Source organism: Micromonospora sp. DT81.3 (assembly GCF_049847225.1).
Classification (GTDB): Bacteria; Actinomycetota; Actinomycetes; order Actinomycetales; family Microbacteriaceae; genus Microbacterium.
The window spans coordinates 288,503-308,894 of record NZ_JBNCNY010000005.1; the positions used below are offsets into that span (position 1 = coordinate 288,503).

Sequence of the window (20,392 nt, forward strand, 5' to 3'; positions counted from 1 at the left end):
TCTCGATCTGCCGGCAAGCGCCCGGTCTGTGCCGCTCACGCCCGCCGCGGACGGGGTGCCGGCGGCGGAGGGACCTGCTTCGCGGCGATGATGTCGGCCACGGCGATGCGCTCGATCCCCCGTTTGCCATCCACCACGAAGGTCGTCTCATCCGCACTGACCAGCATCCCGAGCGCGTCCGTCGCCTGTCCCGACGGCAGCCGGTAGCGCACGACGACCCGCATGCCGGGCGTCAGGGGGCTCACCACGGGCGGCGGATCACCACGAGCCGGGCGCGTAGTCCTTCAGGAACACCCCGAAGACGTCCTCGCCCGCCTCGCCGCGCACGATCGGGTCGTAGACACGGGCCGCCCCGTCGACGAGGTCGAGGGGAGCGTGGAAGCCCTCCTCGGCGAGGCGCACTTTCGTCGGATGCGGCCGCTCGTCGGTGATCCACCCGGTGTCGACGCTCGTCATCAGGATGCGGTCGGTCTCGAACATCTCGCGTGCGCTGGTGCGGGTGAGCATGTTGACGGCCGCCTTGGCCATGTTCGTGTGCGGATGCCCTGGTCCCTTGTAGCCGCGACCGAACACGCCTTCCATCGCGCTGACATTCACCACGTACTTGCGTCGAGCCGTGCTCGCGGCCATCGACGGGCGCAGCTTCGACACGAGCAGGAACGGGGCGGTGGTGTTCGCGAGCTGCACCTCGAGCATCTCCAGTGGGTCGACCTCGTCGACGTGCTGCGTCCAGGAGTTGACGTCGTGCAGGTCCGGCAGCAGCCCGCCCGCGTCGATCGCCGTGCCGGCCGCGAGCCGCTCCAGCGAGCTCGACCCGGGAGCAAGGGCCTGCTCGGTCAGCTCGTCCGCCTTGGCCGCCGCGGCCGCCAGGATCGGATGGGCGGTCACGGACCGCTCCAGGGCCCGGGGGTGCTGATCGTTGGTGTGTCCGAAGGTGACGAGCTCCGGACGAGGGCCGTCCGGGAGCGGCGCCAGCTCGGCATCCACCAGCGGCTGATACGCACCCGGCGAGCGCCGCACCGTCTGCGTGGCGTTGTTGATCAGGATGTCGAGGGGTCCGGCCGCGGCGACGTCCTCCGCGAGGCCGATCACCTGGGCGGGGTCGCGCAGGTCGATTCCGACGACCTTGAGACGGTGGATCCACTCGCGCGCATCGGGCATGCCGCTGAACCGACGAACCGCGTCGCGGGGAAAGCGCGTCGTGATGGTGGTGTGGGCGCCATCGCGCAGCAGCCGAAGGGCGATGTACATGCCGATCTTCGCGCGTCCGCCGCTGAGCAGGGCGCGCCTGCCCGTCAGATCGGTGCGGGCGTCGCGCTTCGCGTGGCTCATGGCCGCGCACTCGGGGCACAGCTGATGGTAGAAGGCGTCGACGATGGTGTGCGGCTGCTTGCAGATGTAGCAGGCGCGGGCCTTGAGCAGGGTGCCCGCCGTGGGGGCCGTCGTGGTGGTGCTGATGGGGATTCCACGGGTCTCGTCATCGATGCGGTCCGGGGCGCCCGTGGCCGTGGCTGCGATCACGGCGCGGTCGGCATCCGCGATCTCCGCCCGCTTCTGGAGGCGGCGACCCTGTTTGACGGCCTTGTACATCTTCGCGGTGGCGTGGCGGACGGCGATGAAGTCGGGATGCACATCGTCGATCTCGGCGAGCCGGGCCAGCACCTTCAGCGTGACCTCGAGGTCGGCGGGGTCGATGCCGCTCGGCGGGAGGGCTGCGGACGGGGAGGGCACAGGGGATTCTACCGAGCGGCCCCTGGGGAATCGTCGAGTGGCCGAAGCACGATCAGCCAGGACTGGTAGTGCTCGAGCACCCGGCGCCCGAGTTCGCGCACGGCAGCACCGGCCCGATCGACCTCGTCGGCCGACCAGTCGCTGAACGTCGTGAAGAGGTCGCGCACCTGGCGCTCGTCGAGTTCGATGCTCCAGCGGAAGGTGGTCGTCTCGTCGACGGAGAAGAGGCCGTTGGCCGTGAGTGCCGCGGATGTCGCCGCCACCTCCTCCGGGTCGGGCCACCGGCGCGGAGGGTCGTCACGATCCGCGACGATCGCGGCGACCCTGTCACGGAAGGGGGTCGAGACATCGGGGTCCCCGAAGACATTGCGCCAGACCAGGAAGACGCCTCCCGGGCCCAGCAGCCGGTGGACCTTGGGGAGAAGGACATCGAGGTCCATCCAGTGAATGGATGTCGCGGCGACGACCGCATCGAACGATGCGTCGGGCAGCTCGATGTCTTCTGCACGCGTGAGGATGACCGTCGCGTCCGGGTGCGCATCGCGGAGGCGCGAGGCCAGCCGCGGACCGGGCTCGACCGCGGTGACGTGGAGGCCGGCCGCGAGCAGGGGACCGGTCGCCTGCCCCGTGCCCGCGCCGAGGTCGAGCGCCCGCCGCCCCGGTCGCAGCACGTCGAGCTCGCGGAGCCGATCCCAGAGCGCCGGCGGATACGGCGGGCGTGCCCTGGCGTATTGCGCGGCGTGTGCCTCGAAGTGCATCGGATCGACCACGGCGACAGCCTAGGCCGCGGTCCATGAAAGCACGCGGCGGAGCTAGGAGAAGATGTTCAGCAGGCGGCGGCACCGCGGTGGGTCCTCGGTGAGTCCGCGGTCGAGGCCCCAGAGCAGATAGGACGCGCTCCGGATGAGCACCCACGCCCGCGCGCGTTCGGGAGGAACATCCGCCGATTCGACGAACAGGTCGAAGAGCGACCGCACATGGGCGTCGTCGGCTGTCTCGTCGAGCCGGCTCCACAGGACTCGGCCGAGGTCGTACTCGGGGTCGCCGCGGAGGAGTACCGGATCGACGACGAGCCACGGCTCCCGCGTACCGGCGAGCACCTGTTCGAAGTGGAGGTCGCCGTTCGCCGCGAACCGTGCCGGCGGGTGCTCCGACCTCTCCCGGGCGGCGGAGATCGCCGCATCGAGCTGCGCGCGGGGAAACGGCTCACCGAGAGCGGCCCAGTCCGGCTCGAACGTCTCCGCGTGTTCGGCGGCGACCTGATCTGTGCCCCGCACGCCGGCCGGCACCGGCACCGCGAGCCTCGTGGTGAGGCCGGCGAGCATGCGAATCGCGCGCTCCAGCGGTTCGCCCGCGAGGGATCGCGCCCCGTCCAGGCGTTCCAGGAGCATCGCGCGGTCATCGACGTCGACATCGTGGAGGCGGACGGTTCCGCGTCCGTCCCACATTCGCAGGGCCTCAGCCTCTGCGAGCACGTCGTCGCCCGGCGGCGCGAGCCGCAGAATCAGCGGGTTCTCGCCCCGGCGCACCGGGACGACCAGCGCGTTGGACCCGTGCATCACCCCGCCGTCCACGGAGAGACCCCACCGGCGACACCGATCGTCGACGCGCTGCGGCAGCGTGTCCAGCCACGCCCGGCCAGCGGCATCCACCCACCACCGAGGCATCTCGCGGAACGACCCAGGCACGACGATCATCGCTCAGAGCCTAGCCAGGCGTGCTGCCCGCAGGAGGACGTGCATCGTTCCGCCGGCCCGGGAACGTCGATCCCCGGCGAGCCGAGACGACGATCATGGTGGGACCGGGGGTTCACCGGCCCGGATCCGCGAACGCGTCACGAAAGGCTGCAACCATGGGAAATCCCGTCGTCCACTTCGAGCTCATCGGCCCGGATCCCGCCCGACTGCGCGAGTTCTACGGCGCGCTCTTCGGGTGGGTCGCCCCGGCCGGCGCTCCGGTCGCCGATCGCGTCTCCAGCCCCGCGGAGTACTCCTTCATCGACCCGGAGCCGGGTTCGCCCGCGGCGGCCGGCGGCATCGGCGGCGGAGAGGGCTTCGCCCATCACGCCATCTTCTACGTCGGCGTCGAGGACGTGCGCAGCACCCTCGCGCATGCCGAGCAGCTCGGCGCGACGGTCGTGCTGAAGCCGCAGCGGAATGAGGGCGGGCACGTGACGGTCGCTCACCTCCTCGATCCCGCGGGCAATCTCGTGGGTATCGCCGGCCCGTCCTGATTCGCCGAGGGCACGGGGGCCGAGCCGACGAGACGAGCCGTCGGTACTCTGGAGACGCTGATCGGAAGCGGGACGCGATGGCGGGTGACGTCGACGTGGTGATCGTCGGAGCGGGGATCTCCGGCATCGGAGTCGCGCGTGCGCTGAAGATCTCCTCACCGGGCACGACGTTCCGGATCCTCGAGGCAAGGGACGCCATCGGGGGAACGTGGGACCTGTTCCGCTACCCCGGTGTGCGCTCCGATTCGGATCTGTACACGTTCGGGTACCAGTTCCGGCCGTGGACCGACGCGGACTCCATCGCCAGCGGTGCGAGCATCCTGGACTACCTCCGGCGTACCGTCGCCGAAGAGGGTATCGAAGAGCACATCTCGCTCCAGCGCCGCGTCGTGTCGGCGGAGTGGTCCAGCCGTACCGGGCTCTGGACGGTGCAGGTTCGCACCGGCGGTTCCGACGCGGTGGAGACACTGACGGCCGCCTGGCTCTTCTGCGCCGGCGGCTATTACCGCTACGACGAGGGCTACCGCGCCGAGATCCCGGGGCTCGATCGGTTCCAGGGCCAGCGGGTGCATCCGCAGCACTGGCCGGAGGACCTGCGCTACGACGGCAAGCGCGTGGTGGTGATCGGCAGCGGGGCCACCGCGGTCACCCTCGTTCCGGCGCTTGCGAAGGAGGCCGTGCGGGTCACGGCGACCGGCCTGAGCGTGCTCGTGTTCGGCGGCATCGCCCTCCGCGTGGACGGCGAAGAGGTGCTGCTGCCCGACAGGGTGGCGTATAAGGGCATCATGCTGGACGGCGTGCCGAATTTCGCGTTCGCCATCGGCTACACGAACGCCTCCTGGACCCTCAAGGTCGGCCTGCTCGCGGACTACTTCTGCCGCCTCCTCACCTACATGGCCGAGCACGGGTACACGACGGTGACCCCCCGCAGGCCCGCCGGGATGGAGACCCGGCCTCTGCTCGACTTCGCGGCCGGCTACGTCACCCGGGCCGCAGACGCCCTTCCCCGCCAGGGCGCGGAAGGCGAATGGCGGATGTCGATGAACTACTACGCCGACGTGCGAAACCTGCGGAGGGGTCGCGTCCGATCCCCCAGCCTGCAGTTCGGCAGAGCCGGCTGAGCGCCGCTTCGAGCGTTCCGCTCACGCCGGATCCCGGCCGGGGGTACGCGCTCCCACATACGCGTCGCTTAGATCAGTCGTGACTGACGAGCTTGAGCCCCACGATGCAGGCGACGAGGCCGAGGATGAGCAGCAGCTTCACGACCGAGAACGGCTCGGCACCCGTGACCATCGCGTAGATGACCGTCAGCGAAGCTCCGATGCCCACCCACACGGCATACGCGGTTCCCGTGGAGATGTCGCGCATGGCCCATGCGAGTCCCGCCATGCTGAGCGCGAGCGTGACCACGAAGATCACGCTCGGCCAGAGTTTCGTGAAGCCCTCGGACTTGCCCAGGGCGGTCGCCCAGACAGCCTCGAGAACTCCCGAGATTATGAGGATGATCCAGGCCACCAGCTGCACCTCTCCGATCGATGCGCGCATGCCGGGAGAAGCCGCGCGATCCGAGATTACGCGGGGTTCCTCGCTCGGCTAGATCTCTTCGACCCACTGCTCATGCGCCGGTGGCTCCGCGTCGGTGCTGACCACAGGACGCAGCTGCTGGATCTTCACCTCGAGCTCGGCCACCGCATCCCGATCGATCAGTTCTTCCACACCGGCATGCGCATCCACCGCCACGATCTGGCTGGCCGGTCCGACCAGCATGAGTGCCGTGCCGCGCGAACCGTCCCCCTCGAGGATCGGTATCTCGATCGTCTCCGCCAGGCCCGCCTCGGCCAGCGCTCCGCTGTAGTGCAACACCGCCAGAGCGATGTCATCACCGGTCAGCAGGGAAGTGTTCGAGAAGAGGATCGTTTTCACATCTCTTTGTACCTTTCCACCGCTGAGCGGGGATACGGATTGCTTCGAAGCACAATCTGTGCCAGGCATCGGCCCCGCGACCCGTCTGCATGGACGGGCAGGCGTGCCGCATGGATTCCGTGAGGAAACTGCTTCGGAGCGCTGGCGGGTGCCGCGGCGAGCGTAGTGTCGCTCGCCGTGACCAGTCAATCCCGCGAACCGGGCGACGAGCCCCCGCTCGCCAAGCGCCTCATCCTCGGCGACCCCCTCAACTCCGAGAAGCTGGAGGATCAGCTCCTCCCCAAGAAGCGTGCGCTGCCCATCTTCGCGTCCGATGCCCTGAGCTCGGTCGCGTATGCACCGCAGGAGCTGCTCATGATCCTGCTGATCGGCGGCACCGCCTTCCTGGCGTTCTCGCCGTGGGTCGCGGCGGGCGTCGTGCTGCTGCTCATCGTCGTGGTGGCGAGCTACCGGCAGCTGATCAAGGCGTATCCCTCCGGCGGCGGCGATTACGAGGTCGCGCGCAAGAATCTCGGCGAAGGACCGGGGGTGGTGGTGGCCGCCGCCCTGCTCGTGGACTACGTGCTGACCGTCGCGGTGTCGGTCGCCTCGGGTGTGGACAACATCATCTCGGCGCTTCCCGTGCTCGACCCGCTGCGCATCGAACTGGCCGTCGGGTTCGTCGTCCTGATCATCCTCGTGAACCTGCGCGGCGTGCGCGAGGCGTCTTTCGCCTTCGCCGTGCCGACCTACGTCTTCATCGGATCCGTCGCCGTCATGATCGTCGTCGGACTGGCGCGCACCCTTCTCGGCGACCCGCCGGTGGCATCCAGCGCGGCGTACGGGGTGCAGGGCGAGTCGCTCACCCAGGCGGCCGTCATCCTGCTCGTGCTGCGGGCCTTCTCGAGCGGATGCTCCGCCCTCACCGGCGTCGAGGCGGTCTCGAACGGCGTGCCCGCCTTCCGCAAGCCGAAGGTGCGCAACGCCCAGATGACGCTGGTCCTCATGGGCGGCATCGCGATCCTGCTCTTCTCCGGCCTCACCGCCATCGCCCTCGTGTCCGGAGTGCACTACGCCGAGAACCCCTGCAACCTCATCGGGTTCGACTGCGCCGCCGGACCTCAGCCGAGCCTGATGGCGCAGGTCGCCGCCGCGACGTTCGGAATGGGCTCGATCCCGTTCTTCCTCGTGCAGGCGGCCACCGCGTGCGTGCTGCTGCTGGCGGCGAACACGGCGTTCAACGGATTCCCGCTGCTCGGGGCCGTGCTCGCCCGCGACGGCTTCGCGCCGAAGGCCCTCAACACGCGCGGCGACCGTCTCGTCTACTCGAACGGCATGATCCTCCTCGGCATCGCCGCGATCGCGGTGCTGATCGTGTACCGGGCCAACCTCACCACGCTCATCCAGCTCTACATCATCGGCGTGTTCGTGTCGTTCTCGATCGGGCAGATCGGCATGGTGAGGCACTGGCGGCGCGCGCTGCGTGAGCTGGCGAAGCTGTCGCCGGATGCCGCGGCGCAGGGCGCCGCGCGCCAGGAGCGTCGCTCCATCTACAGCGGGCTCGCCATCAACGGCGTCGGGGCGGCGATGACCATCTCGGTGCTGCTCATCGTGACCGTGACGAAGTTCACCCATGGCGCCTGGCTGGTGTTCATCGCGATTCCCATCCTCGCGGTCCTGATGATCGGGGTGAACCGGTACTACCGCGACGTCGAGCACGAGATCCGCGTCGATGACACGACGCACTTCGGTGCCGAGGGCGACCTGGCCATCGTGCTCGTCAACCGCCTGCAGAAGCCTGTGCTGAAGGCCGTGGAGTATGCGCTCGCGGCCAAGCACGACAAGGCGATCGCGGTGCACGTGGCCGTCAGCGACGAGGAATCCGAGGCCCTGCAGAAGCAGTGGGCCGAGCATCGGGTGCCGATGAAACTCGTCATCATCGAGTCGCCGTACCGGTCGTATGCGTCGCCGGTGGCCAAGTTCATCAAGCAGTACCGGGAGAAGTTCGGCTCGTCGGTCGTCACCGTCTATCTGCCGCAGTACATCGTGGGGCACTGGTGGGAGGCGCCTCTGCACAACCGCCGATCGAAGCGCATCGCACAGCAGCTGATGCTCGTGCACGGCGTGTCGATCACCCTCGTGCCATGGCTGCTCGACTCGTCGGAGCTCATCTACGGACGCCGCTCGCGCCCCCTCCCCGGCGACCAGCGGGCCGGCAGGCCCGACCTCGAGGTGGAGACGAACGGGCGCCGCGCCACCCGTCCGGCCGGTCCGCCGGCACCCGCATCCGCGCCCGAGAAGGAGTCGACGGCGGCGCTGCGCTGATGCGCGCGCCGACCGCCGCCGAGCGCATGGATGTCGTGAGGACCACCGATGAGGGGCGGCGTGGGTGTTGGATCGAGAAGGTGGACGAGATCGACGAGGGGGCGGCACGCCGCGAGCGCGTACTGGTGGCTCTCAGCGGCGAGTCGGAGGGCGAGACGCTCATCCGCAGGGCGGCGCGGGTCGCCGAGCGGGCCGGTGGCGGCGAGCTGCTGGCGGTGCACGTCTCGAGTGAGGACTCCACGCGCTCCGCATCGCCGGGCGACCTCGCGGGGCAGCAGGCTCTCCTGGAAGCGCTCGGCGGCACCTACCACCAGGTCGTGGGCGAAGACATCCCGCGCGCCATCGTCGACTTCGCGCGATCGCATCACGCGACGCAGCTCGTGATCGGTGACAGCCGCCGCGGGCGCCTGTCCGCCGTTCTCTCGGGTGCGGGCGTCGGCATGTCGGTGATCCGGCAGTCCGGCGAGATCGACGTGCACATGGTCACACACGCCGCCGCGGGCTACCGGTTCGCGCTGCCGCGGGTGACCGGCGGGGCGCTCAGCCGGCAGAGGGTTGCTCTGGGTTTCGTCGTGGCGCTGGTCGGCGGACCGCTCCTGACCTGGCTGCTCTACTCCGCCCGCACACCCGAGTCCATCACGTCGGAGGTGCTGGCGTTCCAGCTGCTCGTCGTCGTCGTGGCGCTCGTCGGCGGCATCTGGCCCGCGCTCTTCGCCGCCGTGCTCTCGGGTCTGACCCTCGATTTCCTGTTCGTCGCCCCGCAGTTCACGGTCGCGGTCTCGGATCCGCTGCACCTCTGGGCGCTCTTCCTGTATGTCGTGATCGCACTGCTGGTCAGCTACATCGTCGACAAAGCGGCACGCCGTGCGCGCAGCGCCCAGCGGGCCGCGGCCGAGGCCGAGCTGCTCGCGACGGTCGCCGGCAACGTGCTGCGCGGCGAGAGCGCGGTGCCCGCGCTCGTGACCAGAGCGCGCGAGGCGTTCGCCATGTCGGGGGTGCGGCTCGTGGATGCCGACGGCTCCGTTCTCGCCACCGACGGCGAACCGGTGCGGGACGGGCGATTCGTCCCCGTGCCGGTTGGTCGACGCGGCGAAGCGGCGCGCGCGACGCTCGAGCTGCACGGGCGGGCGCTGGATGCCTCGGAACGCCGCCTCCTCGACGTCATCGTCGCCCAACTCGGCGCCGCCCTCGAGAGGGCCGAACTCACCGAGACCGCCCGCGCGGCAGAGGCGCTGGCGGTCGCCGATCAGGTGCGCAGCGCACTCCTGTCCGCCGTGAGCCACGACGTCCGCAGGCCGCTCGCAGCGGCGATCGCCGCCGTCGGCGGTGTTCGCGCGAGCGGCTCCAACCTGTCGGAGGCAGACCGGGAAGAGCTGATGGAGACCGCTGACGAGAGCCTCGCGGCCCTGTCGAAGCTCGTCACCGACCTGCTCGACGTCAGCCGTGTCGAGGCCGGCGTCCTCGCCGCGTCGCTGCAGCCGGTGGATGCCGCGGATGTGGTGCTCGCCGCCCTGGAGGAACTCGGCCTCGGTCCCGACGCCGTCGACCTCGCCCTAGATCCGGACCTGCCCGCCATCAGCGCGGATCCCGTGCTGCTGCAGCGGGTGCTCGTGAACGTGCTGTCCAACGCGGAGCGCCACGCGCCGGCCGGCACGACGGTCGGCGTCACGACGGAGGTGCGGGGACGGACGGCGGAGCTGCGGGTCGCCGACCACGGCCCCGGCATCGAACGCGAACGCCGGGACGAGATGTTCGCCCCCTTCCAGCGCCTGGGAGACACCGACAACACCACGGGGCTCGGACTGGGGCTCGCGCTCTCGAAGGGGTTCACCGAGGGGATGGGCGGTACTCTCACCCCCGAGGACACCCCGGGAGGAGGCCTCACCATGGTGATCGCGCTGCCGGTGGCTCGGGAGACGCCGTGAAGGTTCTGGTCGCCGACGATGATCCCCAGCTGGTGCGCGCGCTGCGGATCACTCTCTCCGCACACGGATACGACGTGGTCGCCGCGCCCGATGGCGCGGCGGCGATCGCCCTGGCGGCCAAGGAGCACCCCGACATCGTCATGGTCGATCTGGGGATGCCGCACCTGGACGGCGTGCAGGTGATCGAGGCTCTGCGGGGGTGGACGAGCGCACCGATCATCGTCGTATCGGGCCGCTCCGGTTCGGCCGATAAGGTGCAGGCTCTGGATGCCGGCGCCGACGACTTCGTGACCAAGCCGTTCCAGATCGACGAGCTGCTGGCGCGCCTGCGCGCGCTGTCGCGCCGGTCCGCGGCATCCGTCGACGAACCCGTCGTCTCGTTCGGCGACGTGCGCGTCGACCTCGCCGCGAAGGCCGTTACCCGCGCGGGAGCACTCGTGCACCTCACCCCGACCGAGTGGCAGATCCTGGAGTTCCTCGCACGCAACCCCGGCGCCCTGGTCACGCGCCAGGCACTGCTCAAGGACATCTGGGGCACGGAGCAGGTCGCCGACACCGGCTACCTGCGGCTGTACCTGTCGCAGTTGCGCAAGAAGCTCGAGGAGAACCCCGCGCGCCCCGCGCACCTGCTCACCGAGGCGGGCATGGGGTACCGGCTCGTGCTCGACGGCTCCCCTTCCGCCGAGCCGGGCCCCTGATCGGGCCTCTCTGCAGAGAGCTCGGTCCGTCTACGTGCCGGATCCGCCCGCGGCCCTGCGGATGTAGTCGGCGATCGTCTTCTCCGTCTTCGGGGTGAGTGCGCGGAGGGCGAACGAGGTGACCCAGAGGTCGCCGTCGTCGAGTTGAGCCGCCTCCTCGAAGCCGAGGGTGGCGTAACGGGTGGTGTACTTCGAGGCGGCCTTGAAGAACACCACGATCTTGCCATCCTCGTCGGCGTACGACGGGAAGCCGTACCACGTCTTCGGGACGAGCTGCGGGGCGACCTCCGAGACGATCCGGTCGATCCCCTCGGCAAGGACACGATCCTCGTCCGGCATCTCCGCGATCGCCTCGCGGACCGCCTTCTCCCCGGCAGCACGGCTCTTCCCGGCTTTCTCCTGCGCGCGCAGCTCGGCGGCGCGCTGCTTGACTGCAGCACGTTCCTCCTCGGACAGTCCAGCCGTCTTCTCAGCCATGCCATGCTCCTTCGTGTCGATGTGCCGTGGTGGTTCCGGCCATCAACACGCTACGGCTCCGGGTTCGGGGACGCTTCTCGAATACTGACCGATGTGCGGGAGAGTACACCCCTCGACTCGGCCACGGCACGAAGTGACCTTGCCCGCGATACTTGCCGCAGGGGTCGCGTGCGCTGAGACTGGGCCGTGCGCCTTCTCGAAGGGAACTGAGCGTGGTCAACGTCCTCTTCTGTCCCGTGACCTTCAATCTCGCCGAGACGACGCGGATGATCGAGGTGGCGCGCGCGCTTCACCCGATCCACCGGTCCGTTTTCATGGGCTACGAAGAGGACTACGTCTCCCTGATCAACGACGCGGGTTTCGAGTATCGCGCGTGCACTCCGTCGTGGTCGAAGGCCCAACGCGACCAGGCGATCGCCTTCGATCAGGGACGCGGGCTGCGCACGCCGTTCACCGCTGAGCTGGTCGCCGCGCGTGTCGACGTGGAGCGGGAGCTGATCCGGGAGCTGGACGCTCCCGTCGTGGTGACCGGGTCCAACCTCACGTCCTACGTCTCTGCACGCGCCGAGAAGGTGCCGCTGTTCTACCCTGTGCCGTTCGCGCTGACTCTTGCCCAGGTGCAGCAGACGCGTCGCATGGAGTTCATCCGCGGAGACGGATGGCCGGCACGCGCGGCGGACGTGCTGGCGACTTCGGCTTTCCGCTGGGTCTACACGCGCGCTCCGCTCGCGCCTCGGTCGTTCACGAAGGTCGCCAAGTCCAACGGCGTGCCCCCGCTGCGTACTGCCGCGTCGCTGCTGACCGCAGACCGCAATCTGCTCACCGAGATGCCGTGGGAGTTGGAGGGCTTCCGGATGCCGCCTGGCTTCGAGCGCATCGGCCCGATCTTCGCTCATATCGAGGCACCACTCCCTCCGATCGTCGGGGAATTGGCCGCGGCATCCGACCCCCTCCTCTATCTCGCACTCGGCTCGTCCGCCGACCGGCGACTCGCACTCGCGGCGGCGCGTGCACTTGGGGAGCTGCCGGTGAACGTCGTCGCCCCCATCCGGCACTACCTCGAGCCCGGCGACACGGTTCCGCCCAATGTCCACGTGACAGACCTGCTGCCGGCGCACCAGCTGGGCGGCCTGGTGGATGCCGCGGTGCTGCACGGGGGGCAGGGCACCGTCCAGACCGCATGCGCGACCGGCGTGCCGTTTGTGGGGATGGGCCTCCAGCCCGAGCAGACGTGGCACGTGCGCGCGTGCGAACGACGAGGCAACGCCATCGCCGTATCACCGAAGGACGTGTCGAAGCCCCGGTTCCTGGCGGCGGTGCGCAGGGTGCTGACCGAGCCGGGTATCCGCGCCGCCGCTGCGGAGGTGCGCGACGCCTACGCCCAGGAGGATGGGGCCGCCGCGGCCGCACGCCTCATCGAGGCGGCCATCGGTCCGCGGTAGGTCCTCGGCCGACTCGGCGGAGAGCGATCAGGTCTCGACCGCGCCGCCGCGGGCTTTCAGGTGGTCGCGCAGCGAGTACGTCGGGTTCGACGCCCGTTCGGCCAGGTAGTCCTCGAAGCCGATCTGATCGCGCAGCGATACGCCGCCCCGCATCTCCCCGGACTGCGCCTTCTCTGTCGCCATGATGGCGCGCGCGGTCTGACCGACGGCCTCCATCGAGTCTCTCGGCACGAAGACGACACCGTCGGCATCGGCGACCACCCCGTCGCCCGGGCGAACGACGATGCCGTCCACGACCGCCGCGTACATGGCGGGGCCGCCGGGAGGCACGCGAATCGGTCCCCGTGGATGTGACCCGAGGCTGAACACGGGCAGGCCGATGTCGAGGAGCTCCGTCGTGTCGCGGTGCAGGCCCCAGATTACGATGCCGGCGAGGCCGGCCCGTTGCGCCTCCAGGGTCAGCAGGTCGCCGACACAGGATTCATCCCTGCGGCCGCCGTTGTCGATCACGAGGACGCTCCCGACGGGCGCTTCGCCGATGGCCTCCAGCAGCACGTCGACACTGCCCAGGTGGGTGATGGGCACTGCCGGGCCCTCCGCGACGAAGTGCGGGGCGAGAGACCGCAGTCCAAACGGCGCGGTGGTCGCGGGGATTCCGAGACGCACCATCGCATCGGCGGTGGCGGCGGTGCTGAGCTGCGTCATGGCGTCCATCGTCGAAGGCTAGCGTCGGGGCGGCGTGCTCCGAGCGATCCGGTCGGCTGGCGGTGGCATTGTCCGATTCCGGCCGACAGACGGCCGAATCACTCACCCGTCGTCATACTGCCGTCATCCCGGTATCACGGCGGCCCCGAAACCCCCGTCACGCTGCTCGTTCGAACCAGCCGAGGGAGAGGTCGGCGACCGCGGCCGGAGCATCGTCCGTGATGAAGTGCGCCGCGATGACGGCGAGGTGCGTCCGCAAGCCGGGCGTCTCGATGACGACATGATCGAAACCGGGTGCCCCCGGCAGTGGCGGCGACCAGGCAGTGGCGGGCGTGACCATGGCGACCCCTTCGACGATTTAGTACTACGTTCATAGTAATACTCCCCTCGCTCCCGTGTGCATGCGCGTCCCGCGGGCAGGGGTGTCAAGCCCCGTGACCAGGGCACGCGCGCGGCGGACACTGGTGGAGCACCGCATCCGTTCGCGGTGACGACTCAGAGACGATGGGAGATTGCGATGGCAGATTTGGGAGGCCTCGGAGACAAGGCCAAGGAATTCCTGAACAGCGAGAAGGGCGAGCAGGCATCCGATGCCGCCATCGACAAGGCCGGTGACGCCGCGAACTCGGCCACCGGTGGGAAGTTCGACGACAAGATCAACGCCGGTGAAGACGCCGCCGACCGCAAGGTCGGCGACCAGTAGCGTTCCCGGGCGTCGCGCAGCCGTCAGGGGGGAGAGAACATTCTCGCGGGCCGAAATCCCGCGAGAGGGGGTCAACGGACTCTAAGGTCGATGGATGTCGCCGATTCGGAATGAGCGCGATATGGACACACCGACTCTGCTGCGGCACATGCTGCTGGACGTCTTCGGGGATCGGGACATCAGCCGTGGGCTGGGTGTCGCCGACCGCATCTTCGCTCCCGACGTGAGCTTCTCGGACCGGGACGGCACGGTGGTGGGAGTTCCCGCCCTGATGGAGAAGGTCGCGCAGATACAGGCCGAGTCACCCGCGTTCGAGTTCGCGATCGCCGCGGGACCGTACGAGAGCGGCGACATCGGCTATCTGGAATGGACATACGGGCCGACGGGACAGCCGATCGTGGACGGCAGGGACATCGTGATCGTCAAAGACGGGCGGATCGCGGAGATCCACACATTCGTGCTTCCGCCGCGCCCGGAGTCCGCACGACCCTGAGCGTCGAACTGCCGACCGGCACACGGTCGCGCCTTGCTGACTCGGAGGGATGCGGTGGCCATGCGCCCGCGCCCCCCGCTCCGGTGCACTTGGCCGGCGGATCGCGTCCAAGCCGTAGGCCGCGCTCTCCCGCCCGGCATCCGTCACGCAGGCGGCGAATCGGAACGGACCATGCCATGCCGGTGCGCGTAAGCGGTCGCCTCCGCCCGCCCGCGTACCGCAAGCTTCCGGTAGATCGCCACCGAGTGGTGCATCGTCGTCTTCACTGAGATATGAAGGTGGGCCGCGATCTGCTGGTTCGTCCATCCCTCGGCCAGAACAGAGAGCACCTCGCGTTCCCGTGGGGTGAGCGACGCTTCGCCCGTGGCGGTGTCGACCGGATGATCGACGTGGGCTGCGTGACGTCGCAGCCAGCGCACGACCTCCGCTGATGCATCCGAAAGAGTCAGGAGCGCCCCTCCTGCCCTGAGAGCAGCGACGTGCGCAGCGCCCAGTCGGCTGTCGGCCATCGCACTCGTCCTCTCCAGCTGCGCCGTCGTTGCGGGGGCCATGGCGCGAAGCACGCGCTCGCGATCGGCGCTGAGCGCACCCAGGATGCGTGCCGCGAAGGGCAGGTCACCGAGAGTCGCAGCGATGAGGGTCGCGTGCACGAGTGAGATCGTCAACAGATATGACCAGCCACGTGCCGCACCAGCGGCGAGGCGCTCGGCGCACCAGTGCGCCGCCTCCCGCGCTCTGCCCTCGCTGAGCTCGATGCGTGTCAGCGCTCCCAACAGGAACGACTCCCGGACGACGTCCTCTTGGCTCCTCGCAAGAGCCAGGAGGTCGGTGAGCGAGGGAAGCGCCGCGTTCCCCGGGACGCCGCCAAGCGGAACCGTTCGGAGCACGATCGTCGCTCCGACGATCGCCTCCAGATCGCCGACGCGCTCGGCGTGCCGCAGGGCGGCAAGCGCGAGCCTGACCGCCGCGGTCACGTCGCCGGTGGCATGCACTGCGGCGGCATCGAGGACCTCGAATCTGGCCGCCCACGTCGGAAAGGCGTTGCTCAGCGCAAGCCGCGCGCCCTCTCGCGCGGCCAGCACAGCGGTGGACAGGTCACCGGTCGTCACGCCGTTGGTGACCGCGATGCTTCTGCTCTGCAGTGCCAGCAGGGGCTCCGACGTCACGTCGATCAGGTCAGCACCGCGCCCCCATCGCTCCCGGATGAGTTCCGCCATGGCGGCGCCGTCAGGCGAGAATGCCAGGGCGTTCGAGGACCACAGCCAGACGCGCGCGCGGTCGGCGCGGGGGAGCGCGTCCACTTCCCTCGTCTCGATGAGCCGTTCCAGGAGTTCCCCCACGATCACCGACTCCGCACTGCCGACCAATTGAGCCGCGCATGCAGTGAGCCACGCCGCCGACCCGCCTGCGTCCGAAGCGAATCGCCGCAGTCCCTCATCCACAAGGTCGCGCCGCAGGGTGTGAGCGTGGATGACCGCGGACGTGCGAGTCGCTCGCGACACGGCGAGGTCAGCATCCCGCAGCACTCCTTCCAGGTAGGTCCGGCGCACCGCGGCGGCGTCCGCATCGATGCCGCTCTCGGCGATGAACCGCCGCATGATGGGCAGCATGGAGTACACGGCTTCCCCGGACGCCGGCTCGTCCGGGTCGATCAGGCGGAGGTCGGTCAGCTTTTCCAGCCCGTCGGCAACATCGCCGTAGGGCTGACCACCCACCGCGACTGCTGCCTCGAACGGAAATGGCCCGCTGAAGCACGAAAGGCGGCCGAGGAGGAGCCGTTCGTGGTCGCGAAGCGTGCCGAATGTCGCGGCGATCGCCTGGCGGAGGCCCATTCGCTGCGTGTGGGAACCGGGAGACAGCAGGTCCAGTGCCGCGGTGGCATCCGAGAGCTCGACGGCGAGCCTCTCGGGTGAGAGCATCCGGATGCGCGCTGCCGCGAGTTCGATCGCCAAAGGCAGCCCGCCCACGAGTCGACAGATCTCCGCGACGGCATCGATCGTCTTCTCCTCAACCCGGAATCGGGCGTATGCGCTCGTCGCCCGATCGATGAAGAGCGCAACACTGGGGCAGGCGAGCGCCTCCTCGAAGGAGGCGCCGGGAGGCGGAACGTGAAGCGGCTGCAACGCGATGTTCTCGGTTGCGTCGAGCACCCGAGTAGAGGTAGCCACCACGACGCGGAGGTTCGGGCAGGAGTCCAACAGCTCGTCGGTCTCGGGTGTGTCAAGTGTGCGCTCAGGAACATGGTCCAAGGCAAGGACCACCGGGGTGCCACCGATCACCCGCACGACCCGCTCCACAGGCCGGTAGTCCGCTCCAGAAGGGGCCAGCACGGCCACCCCGAGTCGCCGGACTATTCCCTCGCACAGCCCGGACTCACCCGCCTCGTGGAGGTCCACTTTCCACACGTCGGCGCCTTCGGGTGGTGCGTCGGCCAGCGATGCCAACAATGCGCTCTTGCCCACTCCTGCGCGTCCGCTGATTCCTATGAGGCGCGGCCCTTCCCGGATCAACTCCATCAAGTGAGCGCGCTCGTCCTGACGCCCGAGCAACTTCATCCGCGCCTCGCCTTCGAGGTAAAGCGGCAGTGACGGCCCGATCTGGGGGTGGGCTGCCGAAGGGGGGATTCGACCGATTTCCCTAAACGTACGGCACAGTGTGCTGGTGCAGGTCGCATTCGCTGCAGCTCAAAAGGTCGGTACCCTGCGCGCTCGGAGGCTGTGCCAAACGGTGACCGCGTCCACCGATCACCCGCCCAGGTGCGGGGTGTTGCATCGAACGTGGTCAAAGCGAACGACGACCCGACTCCGTTCAAGACGGTCACGAACGCCTGTCGGGGGGAACGCCAAGGCGACTCGTTCGAACGGAGCCCACTTCACCGCGTACGACAACGCGATGTCAGAGGTTTACGGCTGGTTCGAGAAGTAGGCGCGCTCCGGGCCCAGCGCGCCGTAACAGGTCCTGCGGCGACGCGGAGGCCGCTGTACGACCTCCGCGCCGCCCTGCCGACCCTCTACAACTCGTAGAAGAATGAGTCCCGCACACTGCCGCCTGAGCCCGACCACCACAACTCCATCGAGACCGGAACCCGGCTCACCGCTGCGACGGCGAACGGGTTGCCCGCCTGCTGCGGGCCCTCGAGCCCGTACCGGGTCCACGAGCCACCCTCGTACCAGAAGGCCCCCTGCACCGACTGGTCGGCGCCCGCGAACCAGAGCTCCATGGTCTCGGGCTTGCGGGAGACGGCCGCCACGCCGCTCGAGGGCAGCGCGGACCCATCCGGCGCGACCTCGTACCGAGTCCACTGCCCGCCCTCGTACCAGAACGCCGCTTCGATCGAGCCGGAGGCCCCTGTCCACCACAGTTCCATCGAGTTCGGGATGCGCGAGACGGCCGCGATGCCGCCGCCTACAGCGGCCGACCCAGGACCGGACAGTTGGTAGCGGCCCCATTGACCGCCTTCGTACCAGAACGCCGCCTCCACCGAACCCGCAGGTCCGGTCCACCAGAGCTCCATTGAATTCGGGACGCGCGAGACCGCCGAGAATTCGGACCCGCGTCCGGCCGAGCCGGCGGGCGAGAGCTGGTACCGGGTCCACTGGCCGCCCTCGTACCAGAACGCCGCTTCGACGGATCCGTCCGGCCCCGCCCACCACAGCTCCATGGAGTTCGGGACCCGGGAGACGGCGGTGATTCCGGAGCTGACATCGGCCGACCCGTCGGGGGCCACCTGATACCGGGTCCAGGCGCCCCCCTCGTACCAGAACGCCGCCTCGATCGACCCGCTCGGTCCAATCCACCACAACTCCATCGAGTTCGGGGTGCGAGACACGACCGCAATGCCGGATGCCGGGGCCGCCGCGCCGGCGGGGGCGAGCTGGTATCGCGTCCATTGGCCCCCGTCGTACCAGAACGCCGCCTCGATCGACCCGCTCGGCCCGACCCACCACGTCTCCATCGAGTTCGGGATCCGCGAGACCGCCGCGATGTTCGGAATGGCGGAGCTGCTCCCGACCGGGGCAACCTCGAAGCCTCGCCACGCGGGCTTGTCCGCGGTCTTCTTGGCGATGGCGCCGAATCGTCGCCCGGCCCATGTGGTGAATCCCGACGCGATCCCACGCTCGCGGGTGTGGTGCTGCAGCGTGAAGGTCTGGGCCGAGTTGTCGGGGCCGAAGTCGATTGTGAAGTCCATCACGTGAGGGTGATCCGGCCGCACACCTCCGAAGGCGGGGCGCACCTCGCCCGTGGAACGTCGATAGGACAGGGCGGCCCCTCCGGATGCGGGGTCGATGCCGTCGATGACCAGCGCCCCGCGCCATCCGTCGTGGTTCATCTCCCACGTGCCGAGCCAGTCCACCCGGTCGAACGGGTCGGCGGGCGCACCCTCGATCGGCGTCCGGCGGATCTGCGCGCCGAAAGGGATGCCCGCCCACGAGGTGTCGCCCGCGGCGAGATGCACGTCGTTGGAATAGACGCTGAGAGTGAAGTCCTGCCCTCCGCCTCCAATGTCCGCGATGCGAAGGTGCGCCGTCTGGCCGGCGTCGGCGAACCACCCCGTCACATCGTGCTTTCCGCCATCCAGGTAGTAGCTGCCCAGCTTCGTGGCGTCGCCCGGTGAGAACGTATCGGTGGCTGCCCGCAGGTCGGTGAATCGGCGCAGAGTCAGACGCCCGCGCCATCCGTCGTGATTTATGTCCCACTGCCCGACGAACGCCGCGCGGCGGTCGACGGCGGGATCGATGACGTCGATGATGTAGTGCGCGATGCCCGTGTTGATGCTGAACTGCGGATCGTTCTCGTACTTGATGCGGATCAGTCCGCCCTCGCCCCACGAGTTCTTCGCCAGGAAGTACCGCTGCGTGCTGTTGAAGCCGACGAGCAGCAGCACGTGTCCACCGCCGCTGACAGTGACGTTGACGACCACCTCGTGCTTGGCCCGAATCACGTTCTCCAGATCCGCGATCGAGAAGTTCGAGAGAACGCCCGAAGACGCCACGCCGTACTTCGCGTTGCCTCGGCCGACGAAGGGGATGTGCACCGGCGAGAACTCGAAGTCGTCCCTCTGCTCCTGCGAGGGGCTCGGGGCGGTGTTCAGGGCCGCAGCACCGGGGATAGTGGCGATCATGTTCGCCTGCGTCATGTACGGGGCATCCCCCTCTTCGGGAACCCGCATGCGCTCCATGTGCTTGACGATGTCGCTCGATCCTTGGAACCCCATGAGGGAGTGATTGCCGAAGTCGCTCTCGTGCGCTTTGCAGATGTGGAAGAGATACTGCTCCGAGAGGTCAAGCGTCAGTCCGTGGAGGCGCTTGTAGGCCGCCTCCAGGGCGGCGATGCCTGCGAAGGCCCAGCAGCTGCCGCGGTCCTGCTGGCTGCGGATGGGGGTCTGATCCGACGCGAGGGACACCTCCTCGCCGAGCAGCACGGCGAGGGGAACTTCCGTTACCCATTGGTTCCTGAGGGCGAGCTGCAGCGCGTCATCGATGCCGCGCGTGAACTCAGCGAGGGGCTGAAGAGCAAGGTTGTTGGGCACAGCGATCACATCCGATCTTTTGAGGGTGGTCGCCGTTCAAGAGGGGTGGGCGTGCCTGAGTGATACACGAGCCGGAGCGTTCGGTCCCGTCCAGACGCGCGTATCTGAGGCAACCGCGATCGGTGGACGGCCCGAGTAGCTGAGTCCGTCAGCCGTTGCTGTCACAGATCAGCCGCGGGGGCTCATCTGTCACGCAGTCGCTGTCGATCCAGGTGTTCGGCAGTCGGA

General features: G+C 69.0%; 19 protein-coding genes. 8 read left to right on the forward strand and 11 right to left on the reverse strand.

The genetic code is table 11. The features are described 5' to 3' along the window. Positions 1-35 precede the first annotated feature (35 nt). Genes ACPW96_RS13610 through ACPW96_RS13625 form a run of 4 tightly spaced genes read right to left on the reverse strand, consistent with a single transcriptional unit; the run spans position 36 to position 3,428 of the window. Complete coding sequence (locus ACPW96_RS13610) at positions 36-248, reverse strand: hypothetical protein (RefSeq protein WP_425883725.1); 213 nt, start codon at positions 246-248, stop codon at positions 36-38. A 10-nt stretch (positions 249-258) separates the two neighbouring features. Then, entirely contained in the window at positions 259-1,731 is a 1,473-nt protein-coding gene (locus ACPW96_RS13615) for an SDR family NAD(P)-dependent oxidoreductase (protein WP_425883727.1), read from the reverse strand. A gap of 8 nt (positions 1,732-1,739) precedes the next feature. Then, positions 1,740-2,501 (reverse strand): class I SAM-dependent methyltransferase, encoded by a 762-nt coding sequence (locus ACPW96_RS13620; protein ID WP_425883729.1) that lies wholly within the window; start codon positions 2,499-2,501, stop codon positions 1,740-1,742. Between the two features lie 42 nt (positions 2,502-2,543). Continuing rightward, entirely contained in the window at positions 2,544-3,428 is an 885-nt protein-coding gene (locus tag ACPW96_RS13625; protein WP_425883731.1) for an aminoglycoside phosphotransferase family protein, read from the reverse strand. 155 nt (positions 3,429-3,583) lie between these two features. On the opposite strand from ACPW96_RS13625, the gene ACPW96_RS13630 reads away from it, so the two are divergent. Together ACPW96_RS13630 and ACPW96_RS13635 are read left to right on the forward strand one after the other, a co-directional pair. After that, positions 3,584-3,964 (forward strand): VOC family protein, encoded by a 381-nt coding sequence (locus ACPW96_RS13630; protein WP_425883733.1) that lies wholly within the window; start codon positions 3,584-3,586, stop codon positions 3,962-3,964. 77 nt (positions 3,965-4,041) lie between these two features. Further along, the gene (locus ACPW96_RS13635) at positions 4,042-5,085 is read left to right on the forward strand and encodes a flavin-containing monooxygenase (RefSeq protein WP_425883735.1); all 1,044 of its coding nucleotides are present in this window, start codon (positions 4,042-4,044) and stop codon (positions 5,083-5,085) included. A 73-nt stretch (positions 5,086-5,158) separates the two neighbouring features. Here ACPW96_RS13635 and ACPW96_RS13640 read toward each other — a convergent pair whose 3' ends face one another. Together ACPW96_RS13640 and ACPW96_RS13645 are read right to left on the reverse strand one after the other, a co-directional pair. Then, positions 5,159-5,479 carry a DMT family transporter gene (locus ACPW96_RS13640; protein WP_425823625.1) on the reverse strand — a complete coding sequence of 107 codons (321 nt, stop codon included), beginning with the start codon at positions 5,477-5,479 and terminating at the stop codon, positions 5,159-5,161. Between the two features lie 78 nt (positions 5,480-5,557). Beyond that, a complete protein-coding gene (locus ACPW96_RS13645) occupies positions 5,558-5,887 on the reverse strand; it encodes a hypothetical protein (RefSeq protein ID WP_425822320.1) in 330 nt (109 codons plus the stop codon). Between the two features lie 177 nt (positions 5,888-6,064). On the opposite strand from ACPW96_RS13645, the gene ACPW96_RS13650 reads away from it, so the two are divergent. Genes ACPW96_RS13650 through ACPW96_RS13660 form a run of 3 tightly spaced genes read left to right on the forward strand, consistent with a single transcriptional unit; the run spans position 6,065 to position 10,814 of the window. After that, complete coding sequence (locus ACPW96_RS13650; protein WP_425883737.1) at positions 6,065-8,191, forward strand: APC family permease; 2,127 nt, start codon at positions 6,065-6,067, stop codon at positions 8,189-8,191. Next, positions 8,191-10,116, forward strand: coding sequence for an ATP-binding protein (locus ACPW96_RS13655; protein ID WP_425883739.1), 1,926 nt, complete (start codon positions 8,191-8,193; stop codon positions 10,114-10,116). The genes ACPW96_RS13650 and ACPW96_RS13655 overlap by 1 nt, the downstream gene beginning before the upstream one ends. Continuing rightward, a complete protein-coding gene (locus ACPW96_RS13660; protein WP_425822315.1) occupies positions 10,113-10,814 on the forward strand; it encodes a response regulator in 702 nt (233 codons plus the stop codon). The genes ACPW96_RS13655 and ACPW96_RS13660 overlap by 4 nt, the downstream gene beginning before the upstream one ends. A 30-nt stretch (positions 10,815-10,844) precedes the next feature. Here ACPW96_RS13660 and ACPW96_RS13665 read toward each other — a convergent pair whose 3' ends face one another. Continuing rightward, positions 10,845-11,291 (reverse strand): hypothetical protein, encoded by a 447-nt coding sequence (locus ACPW96_RS13665; RefSeq protein ID WP_425822313.1) that lies wholly within the window; start codon positions 11,289-11,291, stop codon positions 10,845-10,847. A 212-nt stretch (positions 11,292-11,503) separates the two neighbouring features. On the opposite strand from ACPW96_RS13665, the gene ACPW96_RS13670 reads away from it, so the two are divergent. Continuing rightward, positions 11,504-12,733: a glycosyltransferase gene (locus tag ACPW96_RS13670; RefSeq protein WP_425883741.1), complete on the forward strand. Its 1,230-nt coding sequence runs from the start codon at positions 11,504-11,506 to the stop codon at positions 12,731-12,733. A gap of 27 nt (positions 12,734-12,760) precedes the next feature. Here ACPW96_RS13670 and ACPW96_RS13675 read toward each other — a convergent pair whose 3' ends face one another. Together ACPW96_RS13675 and ACPW96_RS13680 are read right to left on the reverse strand one after the other, a co-directional pair. Then, entirely contained in the window at positions 12,761-13,447 is a 687-nt protein-coding gene (locus ACPW96_RS13675; protein ID WP_425883743.1) for an RraA family protein, read from the reverse strand. 148 nt (positions 13,448-13,595) lie between these two features. Beyond that, positions 13,596-13,778, reverse strand: a complete 183-nt coding sequence (locus ACPW96_RS13680) for a hypothetical protein (RefSeq protein ID WP_425883745.1) — start codon at positions 13,776-13,778, stop codon at positions 13,596-13,598. Between the two features lie 177 nt (positions 13,779-13,955). Between ACPW96_RS13680 and ACPW96_RS13685 the strand changes: the two genes are divergently transcribed. Together ACPW96_RS13685 and ACPW96_RS13690 are read left to right on the forward strand one after the other, a co-directional pair. Then, positions 13,956-14,141, forward strand: a complete 186-nt coding sequence (locus tag ACPW96_RS13685) for an antitoxin (RefSeq protein ID WP_425822305.1) — start codon at positions 13,956-13,958, stop codon at positions 14,139-14,141. A 121-nt stretch (positions 14,142-14,262) separates the two neighbouring features. Beyond that, positions 14,263-14,634 (forward strand): nuclear transport factor 2 family protein, encoded by a 372-nt coding sequence (locus ACPW96_RS13690; RefSeq protein WP_425883747.1) that lies wholly within the window; start codon positions 14,263-14,265, stop codon positions 14,632-14,634. 143 nt (positions 14,635-14,777) lie between these two features. On the opposite strand, the gene ACPW96_RS13695 is transcribed toward ACPW96_RS13690, so the two are convergent. Further along, positions 14,778-17,189 (reverse strand): helix-turn-helix transcriptional regulator, encoded by a 2,412-nt coding sequence (locus ACPW96_RS13695; protein ID WP_425883749.1) that lies wholly within the window; start codon positions 17,187-17,189, stop codon positions 14,778-14,780. A gap of 455 nt (positions 17,190-17,644) precedes the next feature. After that, complete coding sequence (locus ACPW96_RS13700; RefSeq protein ID WP_425883751.1) at positions 17,645-20,173, reverse strand: C1 family peptidase; 2,529 nt, start codon at positions 20,171-20,173, stop codon at positions 17,645-17,647. Positions 20,174-20,392 lie beyond the last annotated feature (219 nt).

Bases quoted from the DNA above. Each gene is read 5' to 3' on its own strand.
- ACPW96_RS13675 (WP_425883743.1), bottom strand. From the start codon at position 13,447: ATGGACGCCATGACGCAGCTCAGCACCGCCGCCACCGCCGATGCGATG.
- ACPW96_RS13635 (WP_425883735.1), top strand. From the start codon at position 4,042: ATGGCGGGTGACGTCGACGTGGTGATCGTCGGAGCGGGGATCTCCGGC.
- ACPW96_RS13665 (WP_425822313.1), bottom strand. From the start codon at position 11,291: ATGGCTGAGAAGACGGCTGGACTGTCCGAGGAGGAACGTGCTGCAGTC.
- ACPW96_RS13625 (WP_425883731.1), bottom strand. From the start codon at position 3,428: ATGATCGTCGTGCCTGGGTCGTTCCGCGAGATGCCTCGGTGGTGGGTG.
- ACPW96_RS13655 (WP_425883739.1), top strand. From the start codon at position 8,191: ATGCGCGCGCCGACCGCCGCCGAGCGCATGGATGTCGTGAGGACCACC.
- ACPW96_RS13630 (WP_425883733.1), top strand. From the start codon at position 3,584: ATGGGAAATCCCGTCGTCCACTTCGAGCTCATCGGCCCGGATCCCGCC.
- ACPW96_RS13685 (WP_425822305.1), top strand. From the start codon at position 13,956: ATGGCAGATTTGGGAGGCCTCGGAGACAAGGCCAAGGAATTCCTGAAC.
- ACPW96_RS13690 (WP_425883747.1), top strand. From the start codon at position 14,263: ATGGACACACCGACTCTGCTGCGGCACATGCTGCTGGACGTCTTCGGG.
- ACPW96_RS13680 (WP_425883745.1), bottom strand. From the start codon at position 13,778: ATGGTCACGCCCGCCACTGCCTGGTCGCCGCCACTGCCGGGGGCACCC.
- ACPW96_RS13695 (WP_425883749.1), bottom strand. From the start codon at position 17,189: ATGAAGTTGCTCGGGCGTCAGGACGAGCGCGCTCACTTGATGGAGTTG.